This window comes from Klebsiella sp. 28 (genome assembly GCF_018223905.1).
GTDB lineage: Bacteria > Pseudomonadota > Gammaproteobacteria > Enterobacterales > Enterobacteriaceae > Klebsiella > Klebsiella pneumoniae.
Map to the genome: position 1 here is coordinate 110,708 of NZ_JAGRQY010000029.1, position 25,343 is coordinate 136,050.

26 protein-coding genes are annotated in these 25,343 nt (G+C 51.7%); 17 read left to right on the forward strand and 9 right to left on the reverse strand.

Annotated features, from left to right (window positions below):
- Window positions 1–4: 4 nt before the first annotated feature.
- From frdC to KHQ28_RS05890, 3 genes are all read left to right on the forward strand, one after another.
- Window positions 5–400 (forward strand): fumarate reductase subunit FrdC, encoded by a 396-nt coding sequence (frdC, locus tag KHQ28_RS05880; protein WP_023287031.1) that lies wholly within the window; start codon window positions 5–7, stop codon window positions 398–400.
- 10 nt (window positions 401–410) lie between these two features.
- Window positions 411–770 (forward strand): fumarate reductase subunit FrdD, encoded by a 360-nt coding sequence (gene frdD, locus KHQ28_RS05885; RefSeq protein ID WP_002885526.1) that lies wholly within the window; start codon window positions 411–413, stop codon window positions 768–770.
- Window positions 771–883: 113 nt separating this feature from the next.
- A complete protein-coding gene (locus tag KHQ28_RS05890; protein ID WP_004178328.1) occupies window positions 884–1,417 on the forward strand; it encodes a lipocalin family protein in 534 nt (177 codons plus the stop codon).
- Here KHQ28_RS05890 and sugE read toward each other — a convergent pair.
- The 4 genes from sugE to efp all read right to left on the reverse strand — a co-directional run bounded on the left by sugE (window position 1,414) and on the right by efp (window position 2,952).
- Entirely contained in the window at window positions 1,414–1,731 is a 318-nt protein-coding gene (sugE, locus tag KHQ28_RS05895; RefSeq protein ID WP_002885521.1) for a quaternary ammonium compound efflux SMR transporter SugE, read from the reverse strand. The two genes, KHQ28_RS05890 and sugE, sit on opposite strands and share 4 nt — an antisense overlap.
- Window positions 1,732–1,874: 143 nt before the next feature.
- A complete protein-coding gene (gene ecnB, locus KHQ28_RS05900) occupies window positions 1,875–2,021 on the reverse strand; it encodes a lipoprotein toxin entericidin B (RefSeq protein ID WP_002885518.1) in 147 nt (48 codons plus the stop codon).
- Between the two features lie 159 nt (window positions 2,022–2,180).
- The gene (locus tag KHQ28_RS05905) at window positions 2,181–2,312 is read right to left on the reverse strand and encodes an entericidin A/B family lipoprotein (protein ID WP_002885511.1); all 132 of its coding nucleotides are present in this window, start codon (window positions 2,310–2,312) and stop codon (window positions 2,181–2,183) included.
- Between the two features lie 73 nt (window positions 2,313–2,385).
- The gene (gene efp, locus KHQ28_RS05910) at window positions 2,386–2,952 is read right to left on the reverse strand and encodes an elongation factor P (RefSeq protein WP_002885506.1); all 567 of its coding nucleotides are present in this window, start codon (window positions 2,950–2,952) and stop codon (window positions 2,386–2,388) included.
- Between the two features lie 41 nt (window positions 2,953–2,993).
- Between efp and epmB the strand changes: the two genes are divergently transcribed.
- A complete protein-coding gene (gene epmB / locus KHQ28_RS05915) occupies window positions 2,994–4,022 on the forward strand; it encodes an EF-P beta-lysylation protein EpmB (RefSeq protein WP_002885500.1) in 1,029 nt (342 codons plus the stop codon).
- Between the two features lie 120 nt (window positions 4,023–4,142).
- On the opposite strand, the gene KHQ28_RS05920 is transcribed toward epmB, so the two are convergent.
- The gene (locus KHQ28_RS05920; protein WP_032418165.1) at window positions 4,143–4,787 is read right to left on the reverse strand and encodes a winged helix-turn-helix domain-containing protein; all 645 of its coding nucleotides are present in this window, start codon (window positions 4,785–4,787) and stop codon (window positions 4,143–4,145) included.
- A 480-nt stretch (window positions 4,788–5,267) separates the two neighbouring features.
- Between KHQ28_RS05920 and KHQ28_RS05925 the strand changes: the two genes are divergently transcribed.
- The 8 genes from KHQ28_RS05925 to yjeJ all read left to right on the forward strand — a co-directional run bounded on the left by KHQ28_RS05925 (window position 5,268) and on the right by yjeJ (window position 15,271).
- Entirely contained in the window at window positions 5,268–5,831 is a 564-nt protein-coding gene (locus KHQ28_RS05925; RefSeq protein ID WP_004872803.1) for a fimbrial protein, read from the forward strand.
- Between the two features lie 58 nt (window positions 5,832–5,889).
- On the forward strand, window positions 5,890–6,576 hold the full coding sequence (locus KHQ28_RS05930) for a molecular chaperone (protein ID WP_004872804.1): 687 nt from the start codon (window positions 5,890–5,892) through the stop codon (window positions 6,574–6,576).
- A 35-nt stretch (window positions 6,577–6,611) separates the two neighbouring features.
- Window positions 6,612–9,155, forward strand: coding sequence for a fimbria/pilus outer membrane usher protein (locus KHQ28_RS05935; RefSeq protein ID WP_032418166.1), 2,544 nt, complete (start codon window positions 6,612–6,614; stop codon window positions 9,153–9,155).
- Between the two features lie 23 nt (window positions 9,156–9,178).
- A complete protein-coding gene (locus KHQ28_RS05940) occupies window positions 9,179–10,195 on the forward strand; it encodes a fimbrial protein (protein ID WP_032418167.1) in 1,017 nt (338 codons plus the stop codon).
- Between the two features lie 133 nt (window positions 10,196–10,328).
- Complete coding sequence (locus tag KHQ28_RS29095) at window positions 10,329–10,886, forward strand: hypothetical protein (RefSeq protein ID WP_223174883.1); 558 nt, start codon at window positions 10,329–10,331, stop codon at window positions 10,884–10,886.
- Between the two features lie 104 nt (window positions 10,887–10,990).
- Window positions 10,991–12,277: an HlyD family secretion protein gene (locus tag KHQ28_RS05950; RefSeq protein WP_020723552.1), complete on the forward strand. Its 1,287-nt coding sequence runs from the start codon at window positions 10,991–10,993 to the stop codon at window positions 12,275–12,277.
- Window positions 12,270–14,393 (forward strand): peptidase domain-containing ABC transporter, encoded by a 2,124-nt coding sequence (locus tag KHQ28_RS05955; RefSeq protein ID WP_032418168.1) that lies wholly within the window; start codon window positions 12,270–12,272, stop codon window positions 14,391–14,393. The genes KHQ28_RS05950 and KHQ28_RS05955 overlap by 8 nt, the downstream gene beginning before the upstream one ends.
- Before the next feature lie 14 nt (window positions 14,394–14,407).
- Window positions 14,408–15,271: a YjeJ family protein gene (yjeJ, locus tag KHQ28_RS05960; protein WP_032418169.1), complete on the forward strand. Its 864-nt coding sequence runs from the start codon at window positions 14,408–14,410 to the stop codon at window positions 15,269–15,271.
- Between the two features lie 54 nt (window positions 15,272–15,325).
- Here yjeJ and KHQ28_RS05965 read toward each other — a convergent pair whose 3' ends face one another.
- The 3 genes from KHQ28_RS05965 to KHQ28_RS05975 all read right to left on the reverse strand — a co-directional run bounded on the left by KHQ28_RS05965 (window position 15,326) and on the right by KHQ28_RS05975 (window position 17,917).
- The gene (locus tag KHQ28_RS05965; protein WP_004152419.1) at window positions 15,326–15,679 is read right to left on the reverse strand and encodes a DUF4156 domain-containing protein; all 354 of its coding nucleotides are present in this window, start codon (window positions 15,677–15,679) and stop codon (window positions 15,326–15,328) included.
- A 260-nt stretch (window positions 15,680–15,939) separates the two neighbouring features.
- The gene (groL, locus tag KHQ28_RS05970; protein ID WP_002885441.1) at window positions 15,940–17,586 is read right to left on the reverse strand and encodes a chaperonin GroEL; all 1,647 of its coding nucleotides are present in this window, start codon (window positions 17,584–17,586) and stop codon (window positions 15,940–15,942) included.
- Between the two features lie 37 nt (window positions 17,587–17,623).
- Window positions 17,624–17,917 carry a co-chaperone GroES gene (locus tag KHQ28_RS05975; protein ID WP_004152420.1) on the reverse strand — a complete coding sequence of 98 codons (294 nt, stop codon included), beginning with the start codon at window positions 17,915–17,917 and terminating at the stop codon, window positions 17,624–17,626.
- A 232-nt stretch (window positions 17,918–18,149) separates the two neighbouring features.
- Here KHQ28_RS05975 and yjeH point away from each other — a divergent pair, with 232 nt between their 5' ends.
- A complete protein-coding gene (yjeH, locus tag KHQ28_RS05980; protein WP_032418170.1) occupies window positions 18,150–19,400 on the forward strand; it encodes an L-methionine/branched-chain amino acid transporter in 1,251 nt (416 codons plus the stop codon).
- Window positions 19,401–19,451: 51 nt separating this feature from the next.
- Here yjeH and KHQ28_RS05985 read toward each other — a convergent pair whose 3' ends face one another.
- The gene (locus KHQ28_RS05985; RefSeq protein WP_002885425.1) at window positions 19,452–19,928 is read right to left on the reverse strand and encodes an FxsA family protein; all 477 of its coding nucleotides are present in this window, start codon (window positions 19,926–19,928) and stop codon (window positions 19,452–19,454) included.
- A 337-nt stretch (window positions 19,929–20,265) separates the two neighbouring features.
- On the opposite strand from KHQ28_RS05985, the gene aspA reads away from it, so the two are divergent.
- The 4 genes from aspA (at window position 20,266) to KHQ28_RS06005 (ending at window position 25,338) form a co-directional block, all read left to right on the forward strand.
- The gene (gene aspA / locus KHQ28_RS05990; protein ID WP_002885424.1) at window positions 20,266–21,702 is read left to right on the forward strand and encodes an aspartate ammonia-lyase; all 1,437 of its coding nucleotides are present in this window, start codon (window positions 20,266–20,268) and stop codon (window positions 21,700–21,702) included.
- A 114-nt stretch (window positions 21,703–21,816) separates the two neighbouring features.
- Complete coding sequence (locus KHQ28_RS05995; RefSeq protein WP_002885423.1) at window positions 21,817–23,118, forward strand: anaerobic C4-dicarboxylate transporter; 1,302 nt, start codon at window positions 21,817–21,819, stop codon at window positions 23,116–23,118.
- 124 nt (window positions 23,119–23,242) lie between these two features.
- Window positions 23,243–23,566: a divalent cation tolerance protein CutA gene (cutA, locus tag KHQ28_RS06000; protein ID WP_002885422.1), complete on the forward strand. Its 324-nt coding sequence runs from the start codon at window positions 23,243–23,245 to the stop codon at window positions 23,564–23,566.
- Entirely contained in the window at window positions 23,542–25,338 is a 1,797-nt protein-coding gene (locus tag KHQ28_RS06005) for a protein-disulfide reductase DsbD (protein WP_032418171.1), read from the forward strand. The genes cutA and KHQ28_RS06005 overlap by 25 nt, the downstream gene beginning before the upstream one ends.
- The last annotated feature ends 5 nt before the right edge of the window (window positions 25,339–25,343 follow it).

Sequence of the window (25,343 nt, forward strand, 5' to 3'; positions counted from 1 at the left end):
CATTATGACGACGAAACGCAAACCCTACGTGCGACCAATGACCTCCACCTGGTGGAAAAAGCTGCCGTTTTATCGCTTCTACATGGTACGGGAAGGCACGGCGGTACCGACGGTATGGTTTAGCATTGTGCTGATTTATGGGCTGTTTGCCCTCAAGCACGGCGCCGAGAGCTGGGCGGGATATATCGGATTCCTGCAAAACCCGGTGGTGGTGATCCTCAACCTGATTACTCTGGCGGCGGCGCTGCTGCACACCAAAACCTGGTTTGAGCTGGCGCCGAAAGCCGCCAACGTCATCATCAAAGGCGAAAAAATGGGGCCAGAGCCGGTCATTAAAGGGCTCTGGGTGGTGACGGGGGTGGTCACCGTGGTGATCCTGTTTGTCGCCCTGTTCTGGTAAGGAGGCTGAGATGATTAATCCCAATCCGAAACGTTCCGATGAACCCGTATTCTGGGGGCTGTTTGGCGCAGGTGGCATGTGGGGCGCGATCGTCGCGCCGGTGATGGTGCTGCTGGTCGGCATCCTGCTGCCGCTGGGGCTCGCCCCGGCCGACGCCTTCAGCTATGAGCGTGTGCTGGCCTTTGCCCAAAGCTTTATCGGCCGCGCGTTCATCTTTCTGATGATTGTCCTGCCGCTGTGGTGTGGGTTGCATCGTATTCACCACGCCATGCACGATCTGAAAATCCATGTGCCAAACGGTAAATGGGTCTTCTACGGCCTGGCGGCAATCCTCAGCGTCATCACCCTCGTTGGCGTACTGTTTATCTGATCCTGCAAGAGCCCGGTCGCATTTCTGCTACCGGGCTCGCTTCATAGAAAAATCTTGCCGCCTTTTCCCTGCTGGACTCTACACTTAGCTTAAAAGCCAGCAAGGAGCATGCCATGCGTATCCTGCCGATAATCACCGCGATTGCCGTCTCGTTCCTGTCTGTCGCCTGCAGCACGCCCGCCCCGCCGCCGGGCGTCACCGTGGTCAGCCCCTTCGACGTTCAGCGCTATCTGGGTACCTGGTATGAAATCGCCCGCTTTGACCACCCTTTTGAAAGCGGTCTGGAAAAGGTCACGATCGCCTGGCACCCACGTGATGACAGCGGTCTGGATGTGGTGAATAAAGGTTATAACCCCGACCGCGGCATGTGGCAGAAAACGGACGGGGTAGCGTACTTTACCGGGGAGCCCAGCCGCGCCGCGCTGAAGATTTCCTTCTTCGGCCCTTTCTACGGCAGCTATAACGTCATTGCTCTGGATAAGGAGTATCGTTACGCGCTGGTCTGCGGCCCCGATCGCGACTATCTCTGGCTGCTGGCCCGGGCGCCGACCATCGCCCCGGAGGTCAGGCAGCAGATGCTGGACATTGCCACCCGACAGGGCTTTGATGTCGGCAAACTGGTCTGGGTCAATCAGCGCTATGATTAGTGCGCGCTGATCTTCAGGCCAATGATGCCAATCACGATACAGACAAGGCTGGCGATACGCATGGCGCTGGCGGATTCCCCTAACAGCACAATACCGGTCACGGCGGCGCCCACCGCGCCGATCCCGGTCCAGACGGCGTAGGCGGTACCTACCGGTAGGGTTTTCATCGCCCATGAGAGCAGCGCCATGCTGGCCACCATCGCCACGATGGTGATAACGCTGGGAACCAGGCGGCTAAAGCCATGGGTATATTTCAGGCCGACGGCCCACACCACTTCCAGCAGGCCAGCGATAAACAAGACTATCCAGGACATAAGGCTCCTTTGCTGGGGCCGTCCCCGGATGAGAAACGCTTACGGGTCGTCCCGTAAGGTGGATGAAAAGTCGTGGTGAGTATATCCAACGGAATGAGAGAAGTGAAGAACGGTACGGCGCTAAACCGTACCGTTGACGGCGTTTATTGCTGAGCTTTGGTTGCCGCGCCAGAGATTGCGTTGCCGCCGTCTGAAATATCCTCACCGACACCGCGCGTGGTGTTACAAGCGGTCAGTGCTGAAGAGAGGACCAAAACCGTAAAGAACGCTGCAATCGTTTTTTTCACCATAATGTCATCCTTAGTGTCAGTTTTGTTTTCATGCCCTATAAGCATAGACAAACCGTCCAAAGATGAAGGGATCTTTGCGATTTTTAAGAGAAAAGGAGTATGCGTGGAGGAGGCTGACATACCGGGAGGCAAGCGCCATTAACGAAACGGCAGGGAAATTCAGCTCACAGCGTGAGAGATAGCGTGGCCCAGGCCCTGAATATCTTCACCCACACCGCGGGCGGTATTGCAGCCAGCCAGTAACGCGCTGCTCAGAAAGAGTAACACCAGAAGTTTTACGCTGCGCTTCATGTCTCGTGTTCGTCGTACTTGTGCGTAAAGAGCGGCGCAGCACGGAGGCTGCGCCAGTCATCATGACGCGAAATTATTTCACGCGGGATACGTATTCGCCAGAGCGAGTATCCACTTTGATCACTTCGCCAATCTGGACGAACAGCGGAACTTTAACCACGGCGCCAGTAGACAGGGTCGCTGGTTTACCGCCAGTACCCGCGGTGTCGCCTTTCAGGCCTGGATCGGTTTCAATGATTTCCAGCTCAACGAAGTTCGGCGGGGTGACCGCGATCGGCTGGCCGTTCCACAGGGTCACGATGCACTCAGCCTGATCCAGCAGCCATTTAGCGTTGTCACCGATCGCTTTCGCGTCAGCAGACAGCTGTTCGAAAGTTTCGTTGTTCATGAAGTGCCAGAACTCACCGTCGTTGTACAGGTAAGTCAGGTTCATATCGACAACGTCCGCGCCTTCTGCGGAATCGGTAGATTTGAAGGTTTTCTCAACGCGGGTACCGGTCAGCAGACGGCGCAGCTTAACGCGCGCAAACGCCTGGCCTTTACCTGGTTTAACGAATTCGCTGGCTTCTACCGCATAAGGTTCGCCATCTAACATGATTTTAAGACCAGCACGAAAATCGTTGCTATAGTAAGTCGCCATAAGGCCCTCTGAAATTGTTTAACTGGTAGCTAAGCCACAAAATGGCGCATATTGTAACCCTAAATACCCCATCCAGAGAAGATTGGATAACGCAACTTGCCAATGTTGTGACCAGTCCTGATGAACTGCTACGTCTTTTAAATGTAGACGCTGATGAAAAACTGCTGGCCGGACGCGAGGCCAGACGCCTGTTCCCGCTGCGCGTCCCGCGCGCGTTTATCGCCCGCATGGAGAAAGGCAACCCTAACGATCCACTGCTTCGTCAGGTACTTACCGCCGAGGAAGAGTTTATCGTCGCCCCCGGCTACTCCACCGATCCGCTGGAAGAACAGCACAGCGTGGTGCCCGGTCTGTTGCACAAATATCGCAACCGGGCCCTGCTGCTGGTGAAAGGCGGTTGTGCAGTCAATTGCCGTTATTGTTTCCGCCGCCACTTCCCTTATGCCGAAAATCAGGGCACCAGGCGCAACTGGCAGACGGCGATGGACTACATCGCGGCACATCCGCAGCTTGATGAAATCATCTTCTCCGGCGGCGACCCGCTGATGGCGAAGGATCATGAGCTTGACTGGCTAATGACCCAGCTGGAAGCTATTCCACACGTTAAGCGCCTGCGTATTCACAGCCGCCTGCCAATTGTGATCCCGGCGCGCATCACCGAGACGCTGGCCAGCCGCTTCCAGCGTTCGTCGCTGCAGGTGATCCTGGTTAACCACGTTAACCACGCCAATGAAATTGACGGTGAGTTTCGCGCGGCGATGGCCATGCTGCGTCAGGCGGGCGTCACGTTGCTCAATCAGAGCGTGCTGCTGCGCGGGGTGAACGACAACGCGCAAACCCTGGCCGACCTCAGTAATGCGCTGTTCGACGCCGGGGTAATGCCCTACTACCTGCACGTGCTGGATCGGGTGCAGGGGGCGGCGCACTTCATGGTCAGCGATGATGAAGCCCGTGAAATCATGCGTGAACTATTGACCCTCATCTCCGGCTATATGGTGCCGAAGCTGGCGCGCGAGATCGGCGGGGAACCCAGCAAGACGCCGCTGGATTTAGGGCTGAAGCAGCGTTAATAAACTGAAGGTCTGCCAGGACGTTCTGGCAGACCTTCGATAGGAAGATTTCGACAGACGGGTGTTAAGGTGACCAGCAAATGACTATCGCACCGCGCTATACCCCCTGGGTGCGACGAGCTACCGGTTTAGCACGACCAACACAATAATATTAATTACAATCATCACTACAATTAGCGCGATTAACCATATGGGTATTTTAAAAGTAACATGTAACCGCTCAGATACTTTTTCACCTTCTTCCGGTTTATTTGCCATCAAATCACTGTCATGATTTGATGAGTTTTCTATTAGTGGAAGATTTAAATGAGTGTCAGGTTTTTCCTTATCTTCAGAAATAAAGCCGACAACTTTATTATTCTGATAATGCGTTAATGTCACCCGGTTCATATTCTCGCACTCTTCATCAGAGAGAGGAATGACCAATGTATTCGGAGCGACGCTAAAGCCTTTTTGCCGGACGGTGATAATGATATCCTCAGATAGTCCAGCTTTTACCAGCGATTTTCGCAGCAAAGAGATATTTTGATAGAACGTATTTTGCGAAACGACTACCCCCCGTGTTTCCCATACAGCCGCCAGGAACTCATCCCGTGAAATGACTTTGCCGCAATTCTGCAAAAGCAGCAGCAAGCATCTGGCGGTAGGCGCATTGAGGCTGATGCACTCCCCGTCCCCGGCAAGCGGTCGCAGCTCATTCATATTGGCATTAAATATAATCTCCTGATTAATTATACACCCATTAAATAATACTGCGTCATCCATATCCTTGCCCCACGTAACCCTATTATCCATAATAAAATCAAATGATTTCAACCAAACGATTATGTGAACATTCTTGTTTCAGATGGAAACAGGTACATTTCACATTGAAGTTCAGCCCACAGGATACCGCAGATAAAAAAACAAGCGATAGCTAACTTGCTTAATGGTCACATTTTCAGATTAAATTAATCTCAACTGGAATCCACATCTCATCAGAGAGGGGGGAAGCATTAAATTCACAGGTGCTTCATCAATAATTCACAAGCATTTTTTGCACCAGACTTTTAAATTACTCCCGCTTCTCCATGGTTCGCTATGGCAAGCGATATGGTAGCGTCGTTCAACAGGATGATTGGTCTCAGCACTATATAAAGGAAAGCTGACGCTTATTTTCAATATCAATGCGAATGCATACTCCATTCCCTTGATAACTGTTATCGATTCTACACAGGACTAAGTATCTATATATGGATTAATTAAATGAAAAAGACAATCGTAGCTGTAATGGTCGCTGCATCTGCAGTGCTGAGTGCTCAGGCAATGGCAACCAACACCGCTCAGGTAACTGTACTGGGTGAAGTCTCTGATGCAGCTAACTCTTGCGTCGTGACTCCGACGGGTACCCTGAACAACGGTATCGTACAGCTGATCACTGTTACCACCACCGAAGCGAACGCTGAAGCGGCTGGTAAACTGTTCAAAACTCAGGACTTCGGTTTTGATGTGAAAGACTGTGCCCAGGGCAGCACTTCACCGGTAACCGCTGTGACCGTAAATGTTAGTGGCACTTCCAGCAGCGATGCAACCATTCTGGACAACACCGCCGCTAACGGTGCAGCCGGTATCGGCATCGGTATCCAGCGCGTCAGCGATGCACATCGCGTAGCCTTCGACGGTTCCGACACTATGTCCGAAAGCTACTCTGCAACCAACGGTACTCAGCTGAAGTACACCACTGGTTATGTAAGAACTAACGCCGCGACTCCGGTTACCGAAGGTCCGGTTAAAGGTGTTGCGACCTTTACTATCGATTACACCCTCTAATTTTTCCCTAAAGGGTCCCGCTTCACGGCGGGCCCTTTTTTGCATTCAGAGAAAAGCCATGTTCAGGACCTTATTAAATCTCACCGTATCCTGTGCATTACTCCTCAGCAGTATTGCTCATGCCGGTATTGTCGTTGAATCCACCCGCTACCTCTATAAGGAAGGTGCGCGTGAAATTACCGCGCAAATCGAAAATAAAGATGATATTCCCTATCTGATTAAATCCTGGGTTGAAACGCCTGCAGGGAAAGCGCCTTCGTTTATGGCTACCCCACCGCTTTTTCGCCTCGAGGGGAAACAACAGAATACGGTTCGTCTGTTTGCCACCGGCAACGTTAATGCGCCGACCGACCGGGAATCCATGTACTATTTTAACGTGATGGCGATTCCTCCGGCAGATGATGCCAAAGCGAATAACAATACTATTCAATTGGCGGTTCGTCACCGCATGCGTCTGGTCTATCGTCCCAAAACACTTTTCGACCTCTCCCCTAATACGGAAGCGAAAAAGCTCGAATGGCGTAAGGCCGGCAAAAAGCTGACCATCAAAAATCCGACACCGTTTTTCTTTTATTTCAATAGCATCCAGCTTGGTGGAAAAGAAGTGAAGCCGGAAGTCAACTCCGTCGCCCCAATGACGACCAAAGAAGTGACGCTAAAAGAAAATATTAATGCCTCCAGCATTACCTGGAAAGTGGTCAATGATTATGGCGGAGCAGGGTCGCTCTATTCCTCATCGCTGTAATAAGAAATTTATTTTATCATTATAGGGATGTGTCTATGCCAAATAAGAATAATGGATTATTCAAACTATCCACCGTCTTTCTCGCAATGCTTCCGGCATTGCTTTCTGGTTTGAATAATAAAGCGCAAGCACGTGACTTTTTCGATCCCTCATTCATTAGCTCATTGAATGGTAGCGATCCATCAACCACTCCCGATTTATCCATATTTCAGACTCAGAACGCGCAGGCGCCAGGGGATTATCGGGTCGATATTATGTTTAATGGCCGCTACCTGGACACCAGGACCATAAAGTTTGTCGCCAACAATCGCGCCAGCAGCGATAACCGCGAACCCGCTCTGGTTCCCTGCCTGAGTCTAAAAGCACTCGCGGAATATGGCGTAAGGATAAAAGCCTTTCCAGAGTTAGCCGAGGATCAAAACGGCTGTGCAAACTTTTCTGTCATTCCTGACACCAAAGCAGATTTTGACTTTACCGCCCAGCGCTTAAATATCTCTATTCCGCAGGCGGCCTTATCCACCACCGCACAGGGATATATTCCACCGGATCAGTTTGATGACGGCATCAACGCGTTATTGGTGAACTATCAGTTCAGCGGCTCAAACGACATGCAGGCCAATGATGAATACTACAGTCTGAATCTGCAGTCCGGCCTCAACGTTGGCCCGTGGCGCATCCGTAACCTCAGCACCTGGAATAAAAACAACAGCGGTGCCGGGGACTGGGATTCCGCCTATCTCTATATGCAGCGCAGCATCCGCTCCATCAACAGTAACCTTGTGATGGGTGAGAGTTCATCGCTCAACGGTATCTTCGACAGCGTGCCGTTTACCGGTATTCAGCTGGCCACCGATACGACGATGTTGCCGGAAAGTATGCGCGGCTATGCGCCAATTATTCGCGGTATCGCCAGAACCAATGCCCGCGTCATCATTAAACAAAACGGCTATCAGGTATACCAGACCTATGTCGCTCCCGGGGCGTTTGAAATCGCCGATATGTACCCGAGCGGCGGTAGCGGCGACCTTTACGTCACAGTGGAGGAATCCGACGGATCGAAACAAGAATTTGTCGTGCCGTTCGCCACCCTGCCGGTGATGGTCCGTGAGGATCAGCTGGAATATGAGATCACATCTGGTAAATATCGCCCGTACGATGGCGGAGTCGATGAAACGCCGTTTACCCAAGCCACCGCGACCTACGGCGTCTCCAGCAGCCTGACGCTATATGGCGGCATGCAGGCGGCTTCGCGATATCAGGCGCTGTCGACAGGGCTTGGCTATAACCTTGGTGAACTGGGCGCCGCCTCGGCAGACGTCACCCAGGCCTGGTCAAAAATGAAAGAGGATGAAAAGACCTCCGGACAGTCCTGGCGTGTTCGTTACGGGAAAAACATTCTTGAAACGGGTACAAACGTGACCATCGCCGGCTACCGCTACTCCACTCGCGGATTTCATACTCTCTCAGAGGTCCTGGATAGCTACTCTAATGACGGCTACTACACTTCGCGCTCGCTGCGCAACCGTACCAATTTGACGGTTAACCAAAGCCTGGGTAAAGGTCTCGGTAGCCTGTCGGTAAGCGGATTAATCGAAGATTACTGGGATGATAAGCGTACCAACAAGTCGATCAGTGTGGGGTACAACGGCGGTTTCCGCAATGTGAACTACTACCTCGGCTACAGCTATAACCGCTATACCTGGAGCGGAGATAACTCCGGGAAAGACGCCCGGGACGACCAGCGCATTACACTGACCGTAACGCTGCCGCTGAGCAATTGGCTGCCTGGCACCTACACCAGCTATCAGTTAACCAACAGCAATCCGGGATCAACCGATCAGTCGGTTTCCATCGGTGGTAATGCGCTGGAGAACGATAGCCTGGAGTGGAGCCTGCAGCAAGGGTACAGCAACCGGGAATACTACAGCGGCGATATGCGGGCGACCTATAACGGTGCCCGCGGCAGCGTCAACGCTGGCTACAGCTATGATCGCAGCAGCGAGCGCATTGACTACGGCGCCAACGGCAGTATCGTTGCTCATGCCGATGGCATCACTCTGGGTCAGGACATCACCGACGCAGCGGTACTGGTTAAAGCGCCGGGGCTGGATAACGTCAGACTGACTAACGACAACACCATTTCTACCGACTATCGCGGCTACGCCATCGTCCCATATGTAACACCATACCGTCGCACCGATATTACGCTCGACAGCTCCACGCTTGGCGAAGATATGGAGCTGCCGGAAACCACGCAGAGCGTCGTTCCGACGCGCGGCGCCATCGTGCGTGCAAACTATGCCGGCAATATCGGCCAGCGGGCCTTTGTGCATCTGAAAACCGCCAGCGGTCAGGACGTGCCTTATGGCGCGATGGTCCTGCTAGCCGGAGATAGTAAATCGCAGCCAAGTATCGTCAGCGACGCTGGTATGGTTTATATGTCTGGCCTGCAGCAGACCGGGATCCTTAACGTCCAGTGGGGCAAAAGCGCCGCGCAGCAGTGCAATGCTTCATTTACTTTACCGACCAGGGAAGGCAAAGCGTCTGGCATCAGTCAAATCGAAACGGTTTGTCGCTAATATTGATCAAGGAACAATAAAGAATGAGAAAAATACTTCTTTTTTTATCCCTACTATGCTGTTGTAGCGAGGTAATTGCCAAATGCGATTATTCTGGTTCCGCTGGACAAGCAAATTTTAACTTAAGTCCTAAAATCGCAACAGACCCAACAATTCCGGTGGGTACAGTTCTCTATACCAAAAAAGTCGGCACCGGACATTATAAAACATTTGAGTGCAGCAAAATAATGGGAGACCAGTATATTATTACCTCAACAGCACCGGAAGTTACCGGCGTCACGGGTATAATGGGCAAACCGGTCTATGAAACCGGCATAGATGGGATTGGCTTTCAGTTTTCAGACATTTTGAGTAGTAAAAATGGTTCAATAAAACCGGCAATTGCAGAATCTACAATCGTACCAATTAACGATTCGAATGATGATTATAAATTTATGACTGTATGGTTAATCAAAACAAAGCCTGTCATTGATACATCCGGAACCTGTACTAATCCAGTCTTCAAGTTTTCAGCAGGTAACTTAAACACCAACCCCAGAGCATCTGACCGACTATTACTAACTGCATACCTAAAATTCAAGAGTATTTCATATAAAGATACTTCTTGTGATATTTCAGTATCTGGACCTAGTCAAATTACCCTGAATAAAATTGAAAAAAATACATTAATGTCAATTGCACGAGGTGGTACAACACCTTCACAGAAAACCATCACAATGAATGTTTCGTGCCCAACCGGATCAATTGGCAACAAGCTTTACTACTGGTTTAACCCTGTAACTGGTACCAGCCCCGCCGGGGACGGCATCATCGATAATATGTTAACCGGCAGCGAAGCCGCAAGTAATGTCGGCATTATTTTCAAGAAAGACAACACCCCCATTACATTTTATGATGCAGAAGCGTACAGTTTTTCCAAGGCCAAAGCATCACAAAGCTTTAATTTTACCGCTGACTATTATCGAATGAGTGACAATAGCGCCGAAGTCACCTCAGGGCATGTAAAAGCTATGCTGGAGGTTGTGGTTCAGGAAGAATAGTTTAAACGGCGCACTTATAAAAAAGGCGGGTTTTATCCGCCTTTTTTATATTTAATAAAACATCCTCAAAATAATGGCATTTCATTTAACACCCAAAGATAACAACAGACAATGCCCGGTCGCTTTTATAATAATGAAAAATCCTCAAGAATTCTCAAAAAATGTTATTTTTCAGCACCATCAAAAACACTTCATATTAAATTTAGTTTACTCCCATAACTTCATCAATAATTCATACATTGTTGAGTTGATTCATACTACAGTAACAACTATCTTCTCTGCGGACCAACTTCTGGTCTGGAATGAATATATAATTTTAATTTTAGTTAAAGGACTAATCATGCATCAATTAACTGTATTTGAAATGGAAGAAATTTCTGGCGGCGCGCTGACAGATACACTGTCCGACGTCGCGACCTGGGTTGCTAAAGAAATTGGTGCTGTAGCGCTGGGTGTTTCAATCGGTGCAATCATGGGCACTGCATTTGCAGGACGCTGGGGTGGCGTGAGCGGCGGTATCTTCGGTATCGGCTCAATCGGACAGCTTGTAGGGATGATTTCTGGGGTTATCCTTGGTGGCGTTTGCTTTGGCGCAGCTGCTGGTATTGTTGGCTGGGATATGACTCTGGAATATGCGCAGGGCGCAATGAATGCTATCTATGATGGCACCTTAAACTTCTGGAGCAATTAATCCTAATTGCCTATAAATGATGGCAATATTCAGTTGCCATCATTTGTTAATTAATTAAGGCCTGAAGCATCGGGCCTTTTCATTTTATTATTTAAGTGATAATTATGTTGAGAAAAATCTATCGCAAGGAAGCGATTGAATACAAAAAACATCACTGGAAAGGAAAAGCGCTGTTGCTTGCAGGGATTCCAGCATGGCTTGTCGCATTACTTTCTTTTGCCTTTCTAACCATATTGATCGCCACTACAATACTTTGCTCTTTTACCCAACGTATTGACGTTCGGGGAGAAGTGATTACACTACCCCATTCCGTTAACGTTTATGCCCCCCAGCAAGGCTTTGTTATTTCCCAATATGCTAAAGTCGGCGACATTGTAGTAAAAGGACAGCCTTTATATGAAATTGATATTTCTCGAAATACAACATCAGGCAACGTCAGTGCGTCACAAATAGAAGTTATAAATGAAAAAATTGCGAACGCTGAAGATATCATTACTAAACTTTCTCATAATAAAGATGAGACCAGGTTATCTTTAGATAAACAACTACAAACCATCAATGACTCGTTGAAAGAAACGAATCGCATGCTGGTTAATGCACAGACTGGTTTAAAGAAAATGCATGATAATCTTTCCAGCTACGATAAATATCTTAGTGACGGTCTTATCACCAAAGATCAGTATAATTATCAGCATTCACTATACTTTCAGCAACAGAGCACCTATCAGTCATTGGTCAGCCAAAAGATGCAACTGGAGTCACAAATAACTCAGTTGAATAGCGATAGGATTACAAAAATAGCAGATTTTGACAACCAAATTTCATCTCAGGAAAATCAGATAAATGATTATAAAAATCAGCTGGTTGAATCAAATGCAAATGGCAATGTCATTATTAAAGCAACCACAGAAGGAAGAATTGAATCGCTGGCTGTTACTAAAGGGCAGATGGTTGATAAAGGTAGCAGCTTAGCTCAGATCCAACCTACTGGTGATATAGAGTATTATCTTATTCTATGGCTACCTAATAACAGTATACCTTATGTAAAACCTGGTGACATTATAAACATTCGTTATGATGCTTTCCCTGCTGATAAATTTGGGCAATTCCCTGGAAAGATACTTTCGATATCTTCAGTACCTACATCTCGACAGGAACTGTCTGAATACACTAATGTGAATAACGGAACTAATCAGCAGGAACTGGCGCTCTATAAAACCATAGTAAAAATAGAAAACAAAACTTTCGAGTATAATGGCAAAACGCTTTCGCTTTCAAATGGCCTCAAGGCTCAAGCTGTTGTATTCCTGGAAGAGCGCCCACTTTATATGTGGATGTTTACCCCTGTGTATAAGATAACTCAAAGCATTACTGGGCCGATCAATGACTAACGAACTATTCAAAACCGTAGTTGCGAAGTTAAATTTTTCCTTGGTTAACAAAACGCCTGTTATACTTCAGTCTGAATCATCAGAATGTGGTATTGCCTGTCTGGCAATGGTCTGTGGTTATTATGGGCTGAATATCGATTTGTTTAATTTTCGTCAGCGGTTTGGTAGCCCCTCACAGGGCTCCTCACTGATGTCTCTAAGCAAAACGGCAGAGCATGCCGGTCTAAAAAGCCGAGCGTTAGCTCTCGATCTCGATGAAATTAAGCAACTTAAACTTCCCTGCATTATTCATTGGGGAATGAATCACTATGTCGTTCTTACGAAAGTAAGAAAAAACGGATTTATTATTCACGATCCGGCTCTGGGTAAACGAGTCATCGGCATCAGCGAGATGTCAAACAATTTTACCGGCGTTGCACTTGAACTGTGGCCCGACCATAATTTCCAACAAGAAGAAGCAAAATCCAGGCTGCGACTTCTGGATCTTATGCATAAAATTGTTGGTTTAAAACCGGCTCTTATAAAGATTTTTGCCTATTCGGTTGTAGTTGAAGCTATCGGCCTCCTGTTACCGATTGGTACGCAACTAGTAACCGACCATGTTATCATGGCACACGATCAAAGCTTACTTTCTGTTATTTGTATTGGCTTGATATTTTTTACCCTATTCCGCATGTTTATTAGCATGTTACGTGCATGGACGTCTTTGACATTAAATACGCTGACAAATATTCAATGGAAAACGACGCTATTTGACCATCTGGCAAGTTTACCATTATCCTTTTTTGAGAAAAGGCATCTAGGTGATATTCAATCTCGCTTCTCGTCTCTGGATACCATTCGCTCAATATTTACCAATAGTATCGTCACCGGCATCATTGATTCCATAATGACAATCGGCTTACTGGTGATGCTGACCTTATACGGTGGTTGGTTAGTATGGGTCGTCGTTGGTTTTACCGTTTGCTATGCGATTATGCGTTTCGCAACCTATGGATTTTATCGTCGAGTTACGGAAGAACAGGTCGTTAAAGGCGCACGTGCAAATTCCCACTTTATGGAGTCACTGTACGGTATTTCTACAATAAAGGCATTAAATTTAAAAGAGCGTCGCTCGCAGCACTGGCTGAATCTTAACGTCGATGCCAGTAATGCAGGCATAAAGCAAACTCGTTTTGATATGATGTATGGTGGCATTAATACTTTCATCACTTCAATCGATCAGGTTGCTGTACTGTGGTTGGGTGCTATCATGGTTATTGATAACGAGATGACGCTCGGTATGTTTATGGCATTCAATGCTTACCGCGGCCAATTTTCGCAACGAGCATCTAATCTCATTGATTTGGTCATGCAGCTTCGTATGCTATCTCTACATAATGAACGTCTATCAGAAATAGCATTTAGTGAACCAGAGAAAGAACTTCCTTCACGCCGGGTGTTTACAGAAAATACTGGCGTAAAATTAGAAGTGAGAAATCTAAGTTACCAGTACGATCCTTTTTCGCAACCCATTTTCACCAATCTGAACATTACCGTTGATCCTGGAGAATCAGTCGCGCTAATTGGTCCATCCGGGGTTGGCAAAACAACGCTTTTAAAAGTGATGTGCGGACTGCTCTCACCTGACTCAGGTGAAATACTTGCAGATAATCTGGAGATTAAAAAGATTGGCTTAAATAACTACCGTTTTGGTATCGCCTGCGTGCTGCAGGAAGACCGCCTCTTTTCCGGTTCACTTATTGATAATATTAGTGGATTTGATGATAACGCCGATCTTGATTTTGTGATGGAATGCGCCAGACGCTGCAACATTCATGATGAAATCATGAAGATGTCCATGGGGTACGAAACCATTGTCGGCGAACTTGGACTGGGCATTTCAGGCGGGCAAAAGCAGCGTATCCTGATCGCCCGTGCACTGTATCGCAAACCGAGTATTTTATTTATGGATGAGGCTACCAGCCATCTTGACCTCAGAAATGAGTCGGTTATCAATCAGTCTATTTCAGCGCTAAGTATTACCCGGATTATCGTCGCGCATCGACCATCGACCATTGCATCCGCCGATCGTGTTATCGATCTCGCACAATCGAAGCCGGTGACTACTGCTTAATAAAGGATATGAATATGCAAGGAACGTTTATAGGTTTTAATACCGCCGGAATTACCTTTGAAGAGCGTTTTTTAGCGTTGCTGCTAAAAGTTAAGAAGGAAAATGGCTTTTGCGAAATTTACTATCTTCAGGCACCGGTGCTAGCCGATCTGCTCCTGATACTGCAGAGCAGAATGGCTGTGATTTTTCAGCGGCTTGAAAACCAAGGAGAGGCCTATAAAGATGAGCTTATCACCTATAATGAGGCAGTTGTTGCCAATATCCCTCAGGTTGAGATGGCTGAAATACAGCAACCATCCCCTGAGCGGCGAATCATGTCCATTACGCTCAAACCTGGCGAAACACAGTCAACGTTAATTCTTGTATTTCAGGATGAACAGATTAGTACTTTATGTATTGACGACAGGCAAGTAGAAGCCCTGATAATAGGTATTCAACAAGCATTAAAAACTGTAGGCGATCAAACACTAATCCAATACTTAAGCTCAAATATGGATTTTTTAATGTGCTATACCGTCGACTTAACCACTCAACCCAATATTGATTACCAGCAGTATCCCCAGGAAGACTGGAAGCTAAACCTGTTTTCCCATTATCTGGGTGTGCTGTACTGCTGCGAGACAGACGAAGGCAAGAAAATTGTCTCCGGTGCGGTGGTGAAAACCAGTGCGCCGCATTTATCAGAACTGGATAATAACGTTGTGACGCGGATTATCGAGAAAAGCCCCAAGCTCAAGGCGATGCACGCGGAGCTGGCGCCATGTCAGATCTTCAGTACTGTCATCCCTTCCCAGCCGGGAAGAATGCTCAGTCTGGAAGAATGCCTGCGTCCCCTACACGCCTTCTACCTTGAAAAGAAAGCGGAGCTTAGCGCCTGATCCTCATCTAACGACCACGCCTCTCTCTGCGCTCGCGGAGAGAGGCGTCACGCATCAGTTCGGGCACTTATAAACCTGGCCGTTCATTTCGCTGTCGGTAGGCACAAAGCTCGACAGCAGGTTTTGCGTCGGGCTGCTGACGCCGTAAATCACGTTGCCGCCCATGGCTGCCGCCTGGTTGCGCAGGGCGTTTGCCGCACCGCGCATGGAACCACCCTCATCGCCATTCTGGCCGGAGAGCCAGTTGCTCTGTTTACCCGTCGCGGTCCCTAACAGCTGACACTCTGCGCCCGGCTTCTCCTGCACGAAGCGCACATTCTGGCCGGCAGAGGTTAATTCATTGCTGGAACTGCAACCTGCCAACAGTAAGGCTGCGCCGACAATCCCTGCTAAATATTTTACCTGCATGTTATTCCCCATGATCGATGAGCTGGACGCACTGGCCCGGATGTAAATCTGTCATCCTTCAAACTGCGTCGGCATGAGCCGCGTTCATTTCCTCCCCGGCCGCGCTTGTCAGTTCACGCCCGAAACAGAGGTGCTTGCCGCTCTGATGCAGCTTAAATGATTTTTATGTATAAGCCTTATACTAAAAAGCGCGCCAAAAGAAAAACCCCCAGCCATTGCTGGCCAGGGGTTTCTGCTTTTTTATGCCGTAGAGCGCACGATTACATCATGCCGCCCATACCGCCCATGCCGCCCATACCGCCAGCAGCACCTAAGTCAGGCGCGTCGCCTTTCGGCAGGTCGGTCACCATGCACTCGGTGGTAATCATCAGGCCAGCCACGGAAGCCGCGTACTGCAGTGCAGAACGGGTGACTTTGGTTGGATCCAGGATACCGAAGTCGATCATGTTGCCGTATTCTTCAGTTGCTGCGTTGTAACCGTAGTTACCGTCGCCAGCTTTCACGTTGTTAGCCACAACAGACGGCTCTTCGCCGGCGTTGGACACGATCTGACGCAGCGGCGCTTCCATTGCGCGCAGCGCAACTTTGATACCGACGTTCTGATCTTCGTTCTGACCGGTCAGGCCAGCGAGTTTCGCCGCAACGCGAACCAGCGCTACGCCGCCGCCAGCCACCACGCCTTCTTCAACCGCAGCACGGGTTGCGTGCAGGGCGTCGTCGACGCGTGCTTTTTTCTCTTTCATTTCAACTTCGGTAGCCGCACCGACTTTGATTACTGCTACGCCGCCAGCCAGTTTAGCGACACGTTCCTGCAGTTTTTCACGATCGTAGTCGGAGGTCGCTTCTTCGATCTGCTTACGGATCTGAGCTACGCGGCCCTGGATTGCGGATTCTTCGCCAACGCCATCGATGATGGTGGTGGTGTCTTTGTTGATAACCACGCGTTTCGCCTGGCCCAGGTCTTCCAGAGTCGCTTTTTCCAGCTCCATACCGATCTCTTCAGAGATAACGGTACCGCCAGTCAGAGTAGCGATGTCCTGCAGCATAGCTTTACGACGGTCGCCGAAGCCCGGTGCTTTCACCGCAGCCACTTTAACGATGCCGCGCATGGTGTTAACCACCAGGGTCGCCAGCGCTTCGCCTTCAACGTCTTCAGCGATGATGACCAGCGGTTTGCCAGCTTTCGCTACGGCTTCCAGAACCGGCAGCATTTCGCGGATGTTGGAGATTTTTTTGTCAGCCAGCAGGATGAACGGGCTTTCCAGCTCAACGGCACCGGTGTCCGGCTTGTTGATGAAGTACGGAGACAGGTAGCCGCGGTCGAACTGCATACCTTCAACTACGTCCAGTTCGTCTTCCAGACCGGTACCGTCTTCAACGGTGATCACGCCTTCTTTACCAACTTTATCCATGGCTTCCGCGATCAGTTTACCGACGGTTTCGTCGGAGTTAGCGGAGATGGTACCTACCTGAGCGATAGCTTTGGAGTCAGAGCACGGAACGGACAGCGCTTTCAGCTCTTCTACTGCAGCCAGTACCGCTTTGTCGATACCGCGTTTCAGATCCATCGGGTTCATGCCTGCAGCAACAGCTTTCAGGCCTTCGTTCACGATAGCCTGAGCCAGTACGGTTGCGGTGGTGGTACCGTCGCCTGCTGCGTCGTTCGCTTTAGAGGCAACTTCTTTCACCATCTGCGCGCCCATGTTTTCGAACTTGTCTTCCAGTTCGATTTCACGTGCAACGGAAACACCATCTTTGGTGATGGTCGGCGCGCCGAAGGATTTGTCCAGAACCACGTTACGGCCTTTCGGGCCCAGGGTCACTTTAACTGCATCTGCCAGTACGTTTACGCCGCGCAGCATTTTTACACGAGCGTCGTTACCGAATTTTACGTCTTTTGCTGCCATTTCTTTTATTCCTCAAATTCGTTCAGGGTCGTGCGAATTAAGCTTCAACAATTGCCAGGATGTCGCTTTCGGACATGATCAGTACTTCTTCGTTGTCGATCTTTTCAGTCTTCACGCCGTAGCCATCGTTGAAAATCACGATGTCACCAACTTTAACGTCCAGCGGCTGCACGGTCCCGTTTTCCAGGATGCGGCCTTTACCGACAGCGATGATTTCGCCACGAGTTGACTTAGCTGCTGCAGAACCGGTCAGAACGATGCCGCCCGCAGATTTGGTTTCAACTTCTTTACGTTTGACGATCACACGATCATGTAACGGACGAATACTCATTGATAGCTCTCCTTCGAGAAAGTCATTATCAGTTATGGGTGACGCCGGGCCGAACGCGGTTTACCGGCTAGTGCAGAGAGAGATGGGGATGGCCATTTACGGCTTCAAGGGCAAAATTAAAAAAAATTTTTACCTTTGCGCTGGCGCACAAAAAGCGGCCATGTCAGGCAATCGGTCATAAGGAAAAGCGATTGTGATACTCTCTTTTTTTTCACTGGCGCAGGATTGAATCATGAGTGGTTTAAAACAGGAGTTAGGGCTGGGACAGGGAGTTGGGTTGCTTTCCACCTCATTGCTGGGTACCGGCGTCTTCGCCGTCCCGGCGCTGGCGGCGCTGGTCGCTGGCGATAACAGCCTGTGGGCATGGCCGCTGCTCATTCTCCTTGTTTTCCCGATTGCCATCGTCTTCGCCCTGCTCGGCCGCCATTTTCCCAGCGCGGGCGGCGTGGCCCACTTTGTCGATATGGCCTTTGGGCCACGTCTGGCCAGCGTCACCGGCTGGCTGTTTTTATCGGTTATCCCGGTCGGACTCCCCGCCGCTCTGCACATCGCCACCGGTTTTGGCCAGGCGCTGTTCGGCTGGCATGATGCGCAGCTGCTGCTGGCGGAGCTGGGCACCCTGGCCATCGTCTGGTGGGTCGGTTCGCGTGGCGCCAGCTCCAGCGCCAACCTGCAGACGTTGGTTGCCATACTGATTGTGGCGCTGATCGTCGTAGTCTGGTGGCGCGGCGGGATAAGCCCGGCGCAGATCCCCTTCCCGGCCCCGGCGGAGATTGACCGCGGGCAACTCTTTTCGGCGCTGTCGGTGATGTTCTGGTGCTTTGTCGGTCTGGAAGCCTTCGCACATCTCGCCTCGGAGTTTAAACATCCCGAGCGTGATTTCCCCAGGGCGCTGATGATAGGCCTGCTGCTTGCCGGCTCGGTCTACTGGGCCTGCACCGTGCTGGTGCTGCACTTCCACGCCTTTGGCGAGGAGATGGCGGCGGCGGCGTCATTACCGAATATCGTGGTCCGTCTGTTCGGCGTCGAAGCGCTGTGGGTAGCCTGCGTCATCGGCTATCTCGCCTGTTTCGCCAGCCTCAACATCTATATTCAAAGCTTTGCCCGCCTGGTCTGGTCGCAAGCGCAGCATAAGCCACACAGCTACCTCGCAAGGCTGTCGCCACGGCAGATCCCGCGCAACGCCCTCAACGCCGTGCTGGGATCCTGCGTAGTTAGCACCCTTGGCATCTATCTGCTCGATATCAATCTGGACGCGCTGATCGTTTACGCCAATGGCATTTTCATCATGATCTATCTGCTGTGCATGCTGGCGGGTTGTCGTTTGCTGCGCGGTCGCTATCGGCTATTGGCGGTGGTGGGCAGCATTCTCTGTCTGCTGCTGCTGGCGATGGTCGGCTGGAAAAGCCTGTACGCGCTGGTGATGCTGGCGGGGCTGTGGCTGTTTTTACCCAGGCGCAAGCTGGCGACGGGAAGCGTGTAGGCCTGCAAAGAAAGCGGCCCGGTCGCATCTGCTGACCGGGCCGGGGGGATGTTAATCGCGGCGATCGTCCTTATGGTCCAGACGGTCGCGCTGCTCATCTTTGCGCTGGAATTCCCCTTCGAAGGTCTCTCCGCCGCCAGTACCGGCGCTAAAGCCGCCGCCCGGCATCCGGCTGAAGCGCAGGTGCGGCATCAGCTTCATCGTCAAATGCTTTTGCACCGGCGGCAGCAATAGCAGCAGGCCGAGGAAGTCGGTAAAGAACCCCGGGAGCAACAGCAGCAGACCAGCGATAATCAGCGATACGCTCTTGATCATCTCCGCCGCCGGGCTCTCGCCCGCGGCCATCTTCTGCTGCATCAGCAGGAAGTTTTTGAAGCCCTGGTTACGCACCAGCGACATCCCTACCACCGAGCTAAAGATCACCAGGATCAGGGTCATAAAGACGCCCAGCACGTGCGCAACCTGGATAAAGATCGATATCTCAATGTAAACGTAAAGAAAAAAGGCAATAAACGGAATCCAACGCACCGGCGTCTCCTTCATCAACGGGCGCTGCGTTCAGCGCCCGTAATCATCAATTTGCTGATCGCATCCCACTAACATGGGGATGCTGAGCGGCTTTTCAATCAGCGGAAAGGCTTATTTTTCTCAGAAATAAGAAAGCGGTGACCCATTTCACAGATTAATAAATCTTCTCATAGCCGCAATGTAATAAGTGATCAAGCTTACTGATATTCGCTATCATCAGCATATGATCTTGGGCACCAGGCCGGTTAAGGAAATAATCGTCGGCCAGAAAATATACTGAATACTGGATATTCTGTGTGTTTGGTGAATTCATTGGCAGCTTGAAAAGAAGGTTCACATGTTAAACAACATTCGTATCGAAGAAGATCTGTTGGGCACCAGGGAAGTTCCCGCGGACGCTTACTACGGCGTTCATACTCTGCGAGCGATTGAAAACTTCTACATTAGCAACAGCAAAATCAGCGACATACCAGAATTCGTGCGCGGCATGGTCATGGTTAAGAAAGCCGCCGCGCTGGCGAACAAGGAGCTGCAGACCATTCCCAAAAGCGCGGCAAATGCGATTATCGCCGCCTGTGACGAAGTCCTGAATAACGGCAAATGCATGGACCAGTTCCCGGTCGATGTCTTCCAGGGCGGGGCCGGTACCTCCGTAAACATGAACACCAACGAAGTCCTGGCGAACATTGGCCTTGAGCTGATGGGCCACCAGAAAGGCGAATACCAGTACCTGAACCCAAACGATCACGTCAACAAATGCCAGTCCACCAACGATGCTTACCCCACCGGGTTCCGCATTGCGGTGTATGCCTCCATCCTTAAGTTAATCGATGCGATTAAACAGCTGGGCGAAGGCTTCCAGGCGAAAGCCGTGGAGTTCCAGGACATCCTCAAAATGGGCCGCACCCAGCTGCAGGACGCGGTGCCGATGACCCTCGGCCAGGAATTCCATGCCTTCAATGTGCTGCTTAATGAAGAGACCAAAAGCATTTTGCGCACTGCGGAGCTGCTGCTGGAGGTGAACCTCGGCGCCACCGCCATTGGTACTCGCCTCAACACCCCGGACGGCTATCAACAGCTGGCGGTGCAGAAGCTGGCTGAAGTAAGCAACTTACCGGTCGTCCCGGCGGAAGATCTGATTGAAGCCACCTCGGACTGCGGGGCGTACGTTATGGTTCACAGCTCGCTGAAACGCCTGGCGGTGAAACTATCCAAGATCTGTAACGACCTGCGTCTGCTCTCTTCCGGTCCGCGCGCGGGCCTCAACGAAATCAACCTGCCTGAGCTGCAGGCTGGCTCTTCAATCATGCCGGCGAAGGTTAACCCGGTGGTGCCGGAGGTGGTCAACCAGGTCTGCTTCAAAGTTATCGGCAACGATACCACTGTGACCATGGCCTCCGAAGCCGGTCAGCTGCAGCTGAACGTGATGGAGCCGGTGATCGGCCAGGCGATGTTCGAGTCGATTCATATCCTGACCAACGCCTGCTACAACCTGCTGGAGAAATGCGTTAACGGCATCACCGCCAATAAAGCGGTATGTGAAGGCTACGTCTACAACTCCATCGGCATCGTCACCTACCTCAACCCGTTTATTGGCCACCACAATGGCGATATCGTCGGCAAGATCTGTGCCGAAACCGGCAAGAGCGTACGGGAAGTGGTGCTGGAGCGCGGACTGCTGACGGCGGCGGAGTTGGATGATATTTTCTCTGCGCAAAACCTGATGCATCCCGCTTATAAAGCAAAGCGTTATACCGATGAAAGCGAACAGTAATCTTTCAGGTTAGTCATTCAAAGGCATGTCAGCGATGACATGCCTTTTTTGCTTTTTGGTTTTACTAAAATACAACAATTCAATATCAACTTGTTAAAAACAAGGAAGGCATACATGTTTGGTGCAGAACTGGTTATTGTCCTGCTGGCGATTTATCTCGGCGCCCGGCTCGGCGGCATCGGTATCGGCTTTGCCGGTGGCCTTGGCGTCCTTGTCCTGACGCTTATTTTTCAAATTAAACCGGGTGCGATCCCCTTCGACGTTATTGAAATCATTATGGCGGTGATTGCCGCTATCGCCGCCATGCAGGTCGCCGGCGGGATGGATTACCTGGTCAGCCTCGCCGAACGGATGCTGCGCCGCCACCCGAAGTACATTACCTTCCTTGCCCCGCTGGTGACCTGGTTTATGACCGTGCTCGCTGGCACCGGCCATACCGCCTTCTCCACGCTGCCGGTGATCACCGAAGTTGCCAAAGAGCAAGGCATTCGTCCGTCTCGTCCACTGTCGATTGCGGTGGTGGCCTCCCAGATAGCGATCACCGCCTCGCCCATTTCCGCCGCAGTGGTCTTTTTCGCAGGTATCCTTGAACCGCTGGGCGTTAGCTATTTGACGCTGCTGGCCATCTGTATTCCGGTCACGCTGCTGGCGGTGATGCTCACCGCTATCGTCTGCAACTTCCTCGGCTGCGAACTGAAAGACGATCCGGTTTACCAGGAGCGGCTGGCCAAGGGGGAAGTCAGACTGCGCGGTAGCCAGGTATTTGAGCTGCAGCCGCACGCCAAACGTTCAGTTCTGCTGTTTTTGATCGGCATCGTGGCGGTGATGTTCTACGCCACGGCCATCAGCGATACCGTCGGCCTGATTAAGAACCCGGTGCTGCCGCGTAACGAGGCGATCGTGGTATTTATGCTGACCATCGCCACCCTGATTAGCATCACCTGTAAAATCGACACCGGCGAAGTGCTCAACGCCAGCACCTTTAAGTCCGGGATGAGCGCCTGCGTCTGCGTCCTCGGCGTCGCCTGGCTGGGAGATACCTTCGTTAAAGCGCATATCAGCGACATCCAGGCCGTGGCCGGCGATCTGCTGCACAATTACCCATGGCTGCTGGCGGTGGTACTGTTTTTCGCCGCCACGCTGCTCTACTCGCAGGCAGCCACCACCAAGGCGTTGATGCCTGCCGCGCTGCTGCTGGGCGTTAGCCCGCTGACGGCTATCGCCTCGTTTGCCGCGGTCTCGGCGCTGTTCGTTCTACCGACCTACCCAACCCTGCTGGCGGCGGTAGAGATGGACGACACCGGCTCAACCCGCATTGGTAAATATGTCTTTAACCACGCCTTCCTGATCCCCGGCGTTATCGCTATCACGCTGTGCGTGATCCTCGGCTTTATCTTTGGCGGGATTATGCTGTAAATACCGCTGGCGGCGGGCCCACTACGGGCCCGCCTTCCGTTGCCCTCACTTTCCCCGCTCGTTACGCTAATATCCCCGCATCTTGCGTGTTATAGTGCCTCTTTTCGCTGATACGAGGTTCATGATGACTACGCCTGATGCTGTTGTTGTGCTCTGTACCGCGCCGGACGAAGCGACCGCCCAGGATCTGGCGGCAAAAGCGCTGGCGGAAAAGGTGGCAGCCTGCGCTACGCTGCTGCCGGGAGCCACCTCTCTGTATTACTGGGAAGGGAAACTCGAGCAGGAGTATGAAGTGCAGATGCTACTCAAAACTGACCTTGCTCATCAGCAGGCGCTGCTGGACTGCCTGAAGTCACACCATCCGTATCAAACCCCAGAACTGCTGGTTCTACCCGTCACGCATGGAGACAACGATTACCTCTCATGGCTTACCGCATCATTACGCTGATCCTGCTGCTGTGCAGCACATCAGCCACCGCCGGGTTATTCGACGCGCCGGGGCGCTCGAACTTCGTGCCTGCTGATCAAGCTTTCGCCTTTGACTTTCAGCAGCAACAGCATGACGTCAACCTGAGCTGGCAAATCAAGGATGGTTATTATCTTTATCGTCAACAGTTTACCTTCAGCGCCGCCGGGGCGACGATCGACGAACCGGCGCTGCCGGCGGGAGAGTGGCATGAAGATGAGTTTTACGGCAAAAGCGAGATCTTTCGCCAACGCCTGACCGTGCCGGTGACGGTGAAGGAGGCGGACAAAGAGGCTACTCTCACCGTCACCTGGCAGGGCTGCGCCGATGCCGGATTCTGTTATCCGCCGGAGACTAAAGTGATCCCGCTGAGCGCCGTGCGGGCGGCCTCAAACGACGCTCAGCCAACCGCCGCCGCGCCCGTGTCGTCGCTGAACCATCGCCCGGCCTTCAATCCGCCGCTGCCGGTTGAACCGCGCCCGATGGAGGAGAACGCCGTGCCGCAGGCGCCTGCCATGGCGCCGCCAGCAGACGTCCCCGCTCGTCTGCCCTTCACCGCCCTGTGGGCGCTGCTGATTGGCATTGGTATCGCCTTCACCCCCTGCGTGCTGCCGATGTACCCGCTGATTTCGGGCATCGTGCTGGGCGGAAAACAGCGGCTTTCCACCCCGCGCGCCATGCTGCTGGCCTTTATTTACGTCCAGGGGATGGCCCTGACCTATACCGCGCTGGGGCTGGTGGTAGCCGCCGCCGGGCTGCAGTTCCAGGCGGCCCTGCAGCACCCATATGTCCTGGTCGGCCTGTCGGCAGTGTTTATACTGCTGGCGCTCTCCATGTTCGGCCTGTTCACGCTGCAGCTGCCGTCGTCGCTGCAGACCCGGCTGACGCTGCTCAGCAATAAGCGCCAGGGCGGCTCGCCCGGCGGGGTCTTTGCGATGGGCGCTATTGCCGGGCTGATCTGCTCTCCCTGCACCACCGCGCCGCTAAGCGCCATTCTGTTGTATATCGCCCAGAGCGGTAATCTGTGGCTGGGCGGCGGCACGCTGTACCTTTACGCGCTGGGCATGGGTCTGCCGTTGATCCTTGTGACCGTGTTTGGCAATCGCCTGTTGCCGAAAAGCGGCCCGTGGATGAGCCATGTGAAAACCGCCTTCGGGTTTGTGATCCTTGCCCTGCCCGTCTTCCTGCTGGAACGCATACTCGGCGACCAGTGGGGGTTACGGCTGTGGTCAATGCTCGGTGTCGCCTTCTTCAGCTGGGCGTTTATCACCTCGCTGGGCGCTACCCGGCCGTGGATGCGGCTGGTACAGATCATTCTGCTTGCCGCCGCGCTGGTCAGCGCGCGGCCTCTGCAGGACTGGGCGTTTGGCGCCCCGGCGGCCGAGCAGCAGGCGCACCTGGCTTTCACCCGCGTCAGCTCGGTGGCCGAGCTTGACCAGGCGCTGGCGCAGGCGAAAGGTCAACCGGTGATGCTCGATCTTTACGCCGACTGGTGCGTGGCCTGCAAAGAGTTTGAAAAATACACCTTTAGTTCACTTGACGTGCAGCAGGCGCTGAAAGGCACCGTGTTATTACAGGTTGATGTGACGAAGAACAGCCCGCAAGACGTCGCGCTGCTGAAACACCTGCAGGTGCTGGGTCTGCCGACGATCCTGTTCTTCAACGCTGAGGGTCAGGAACAGCCTGAGCGGCGAGTCACCGGCTTTATGGATGCCGCGGCATTCAGCGCCCATTTGCGCGATTGGCAAGCGTGAGCGAC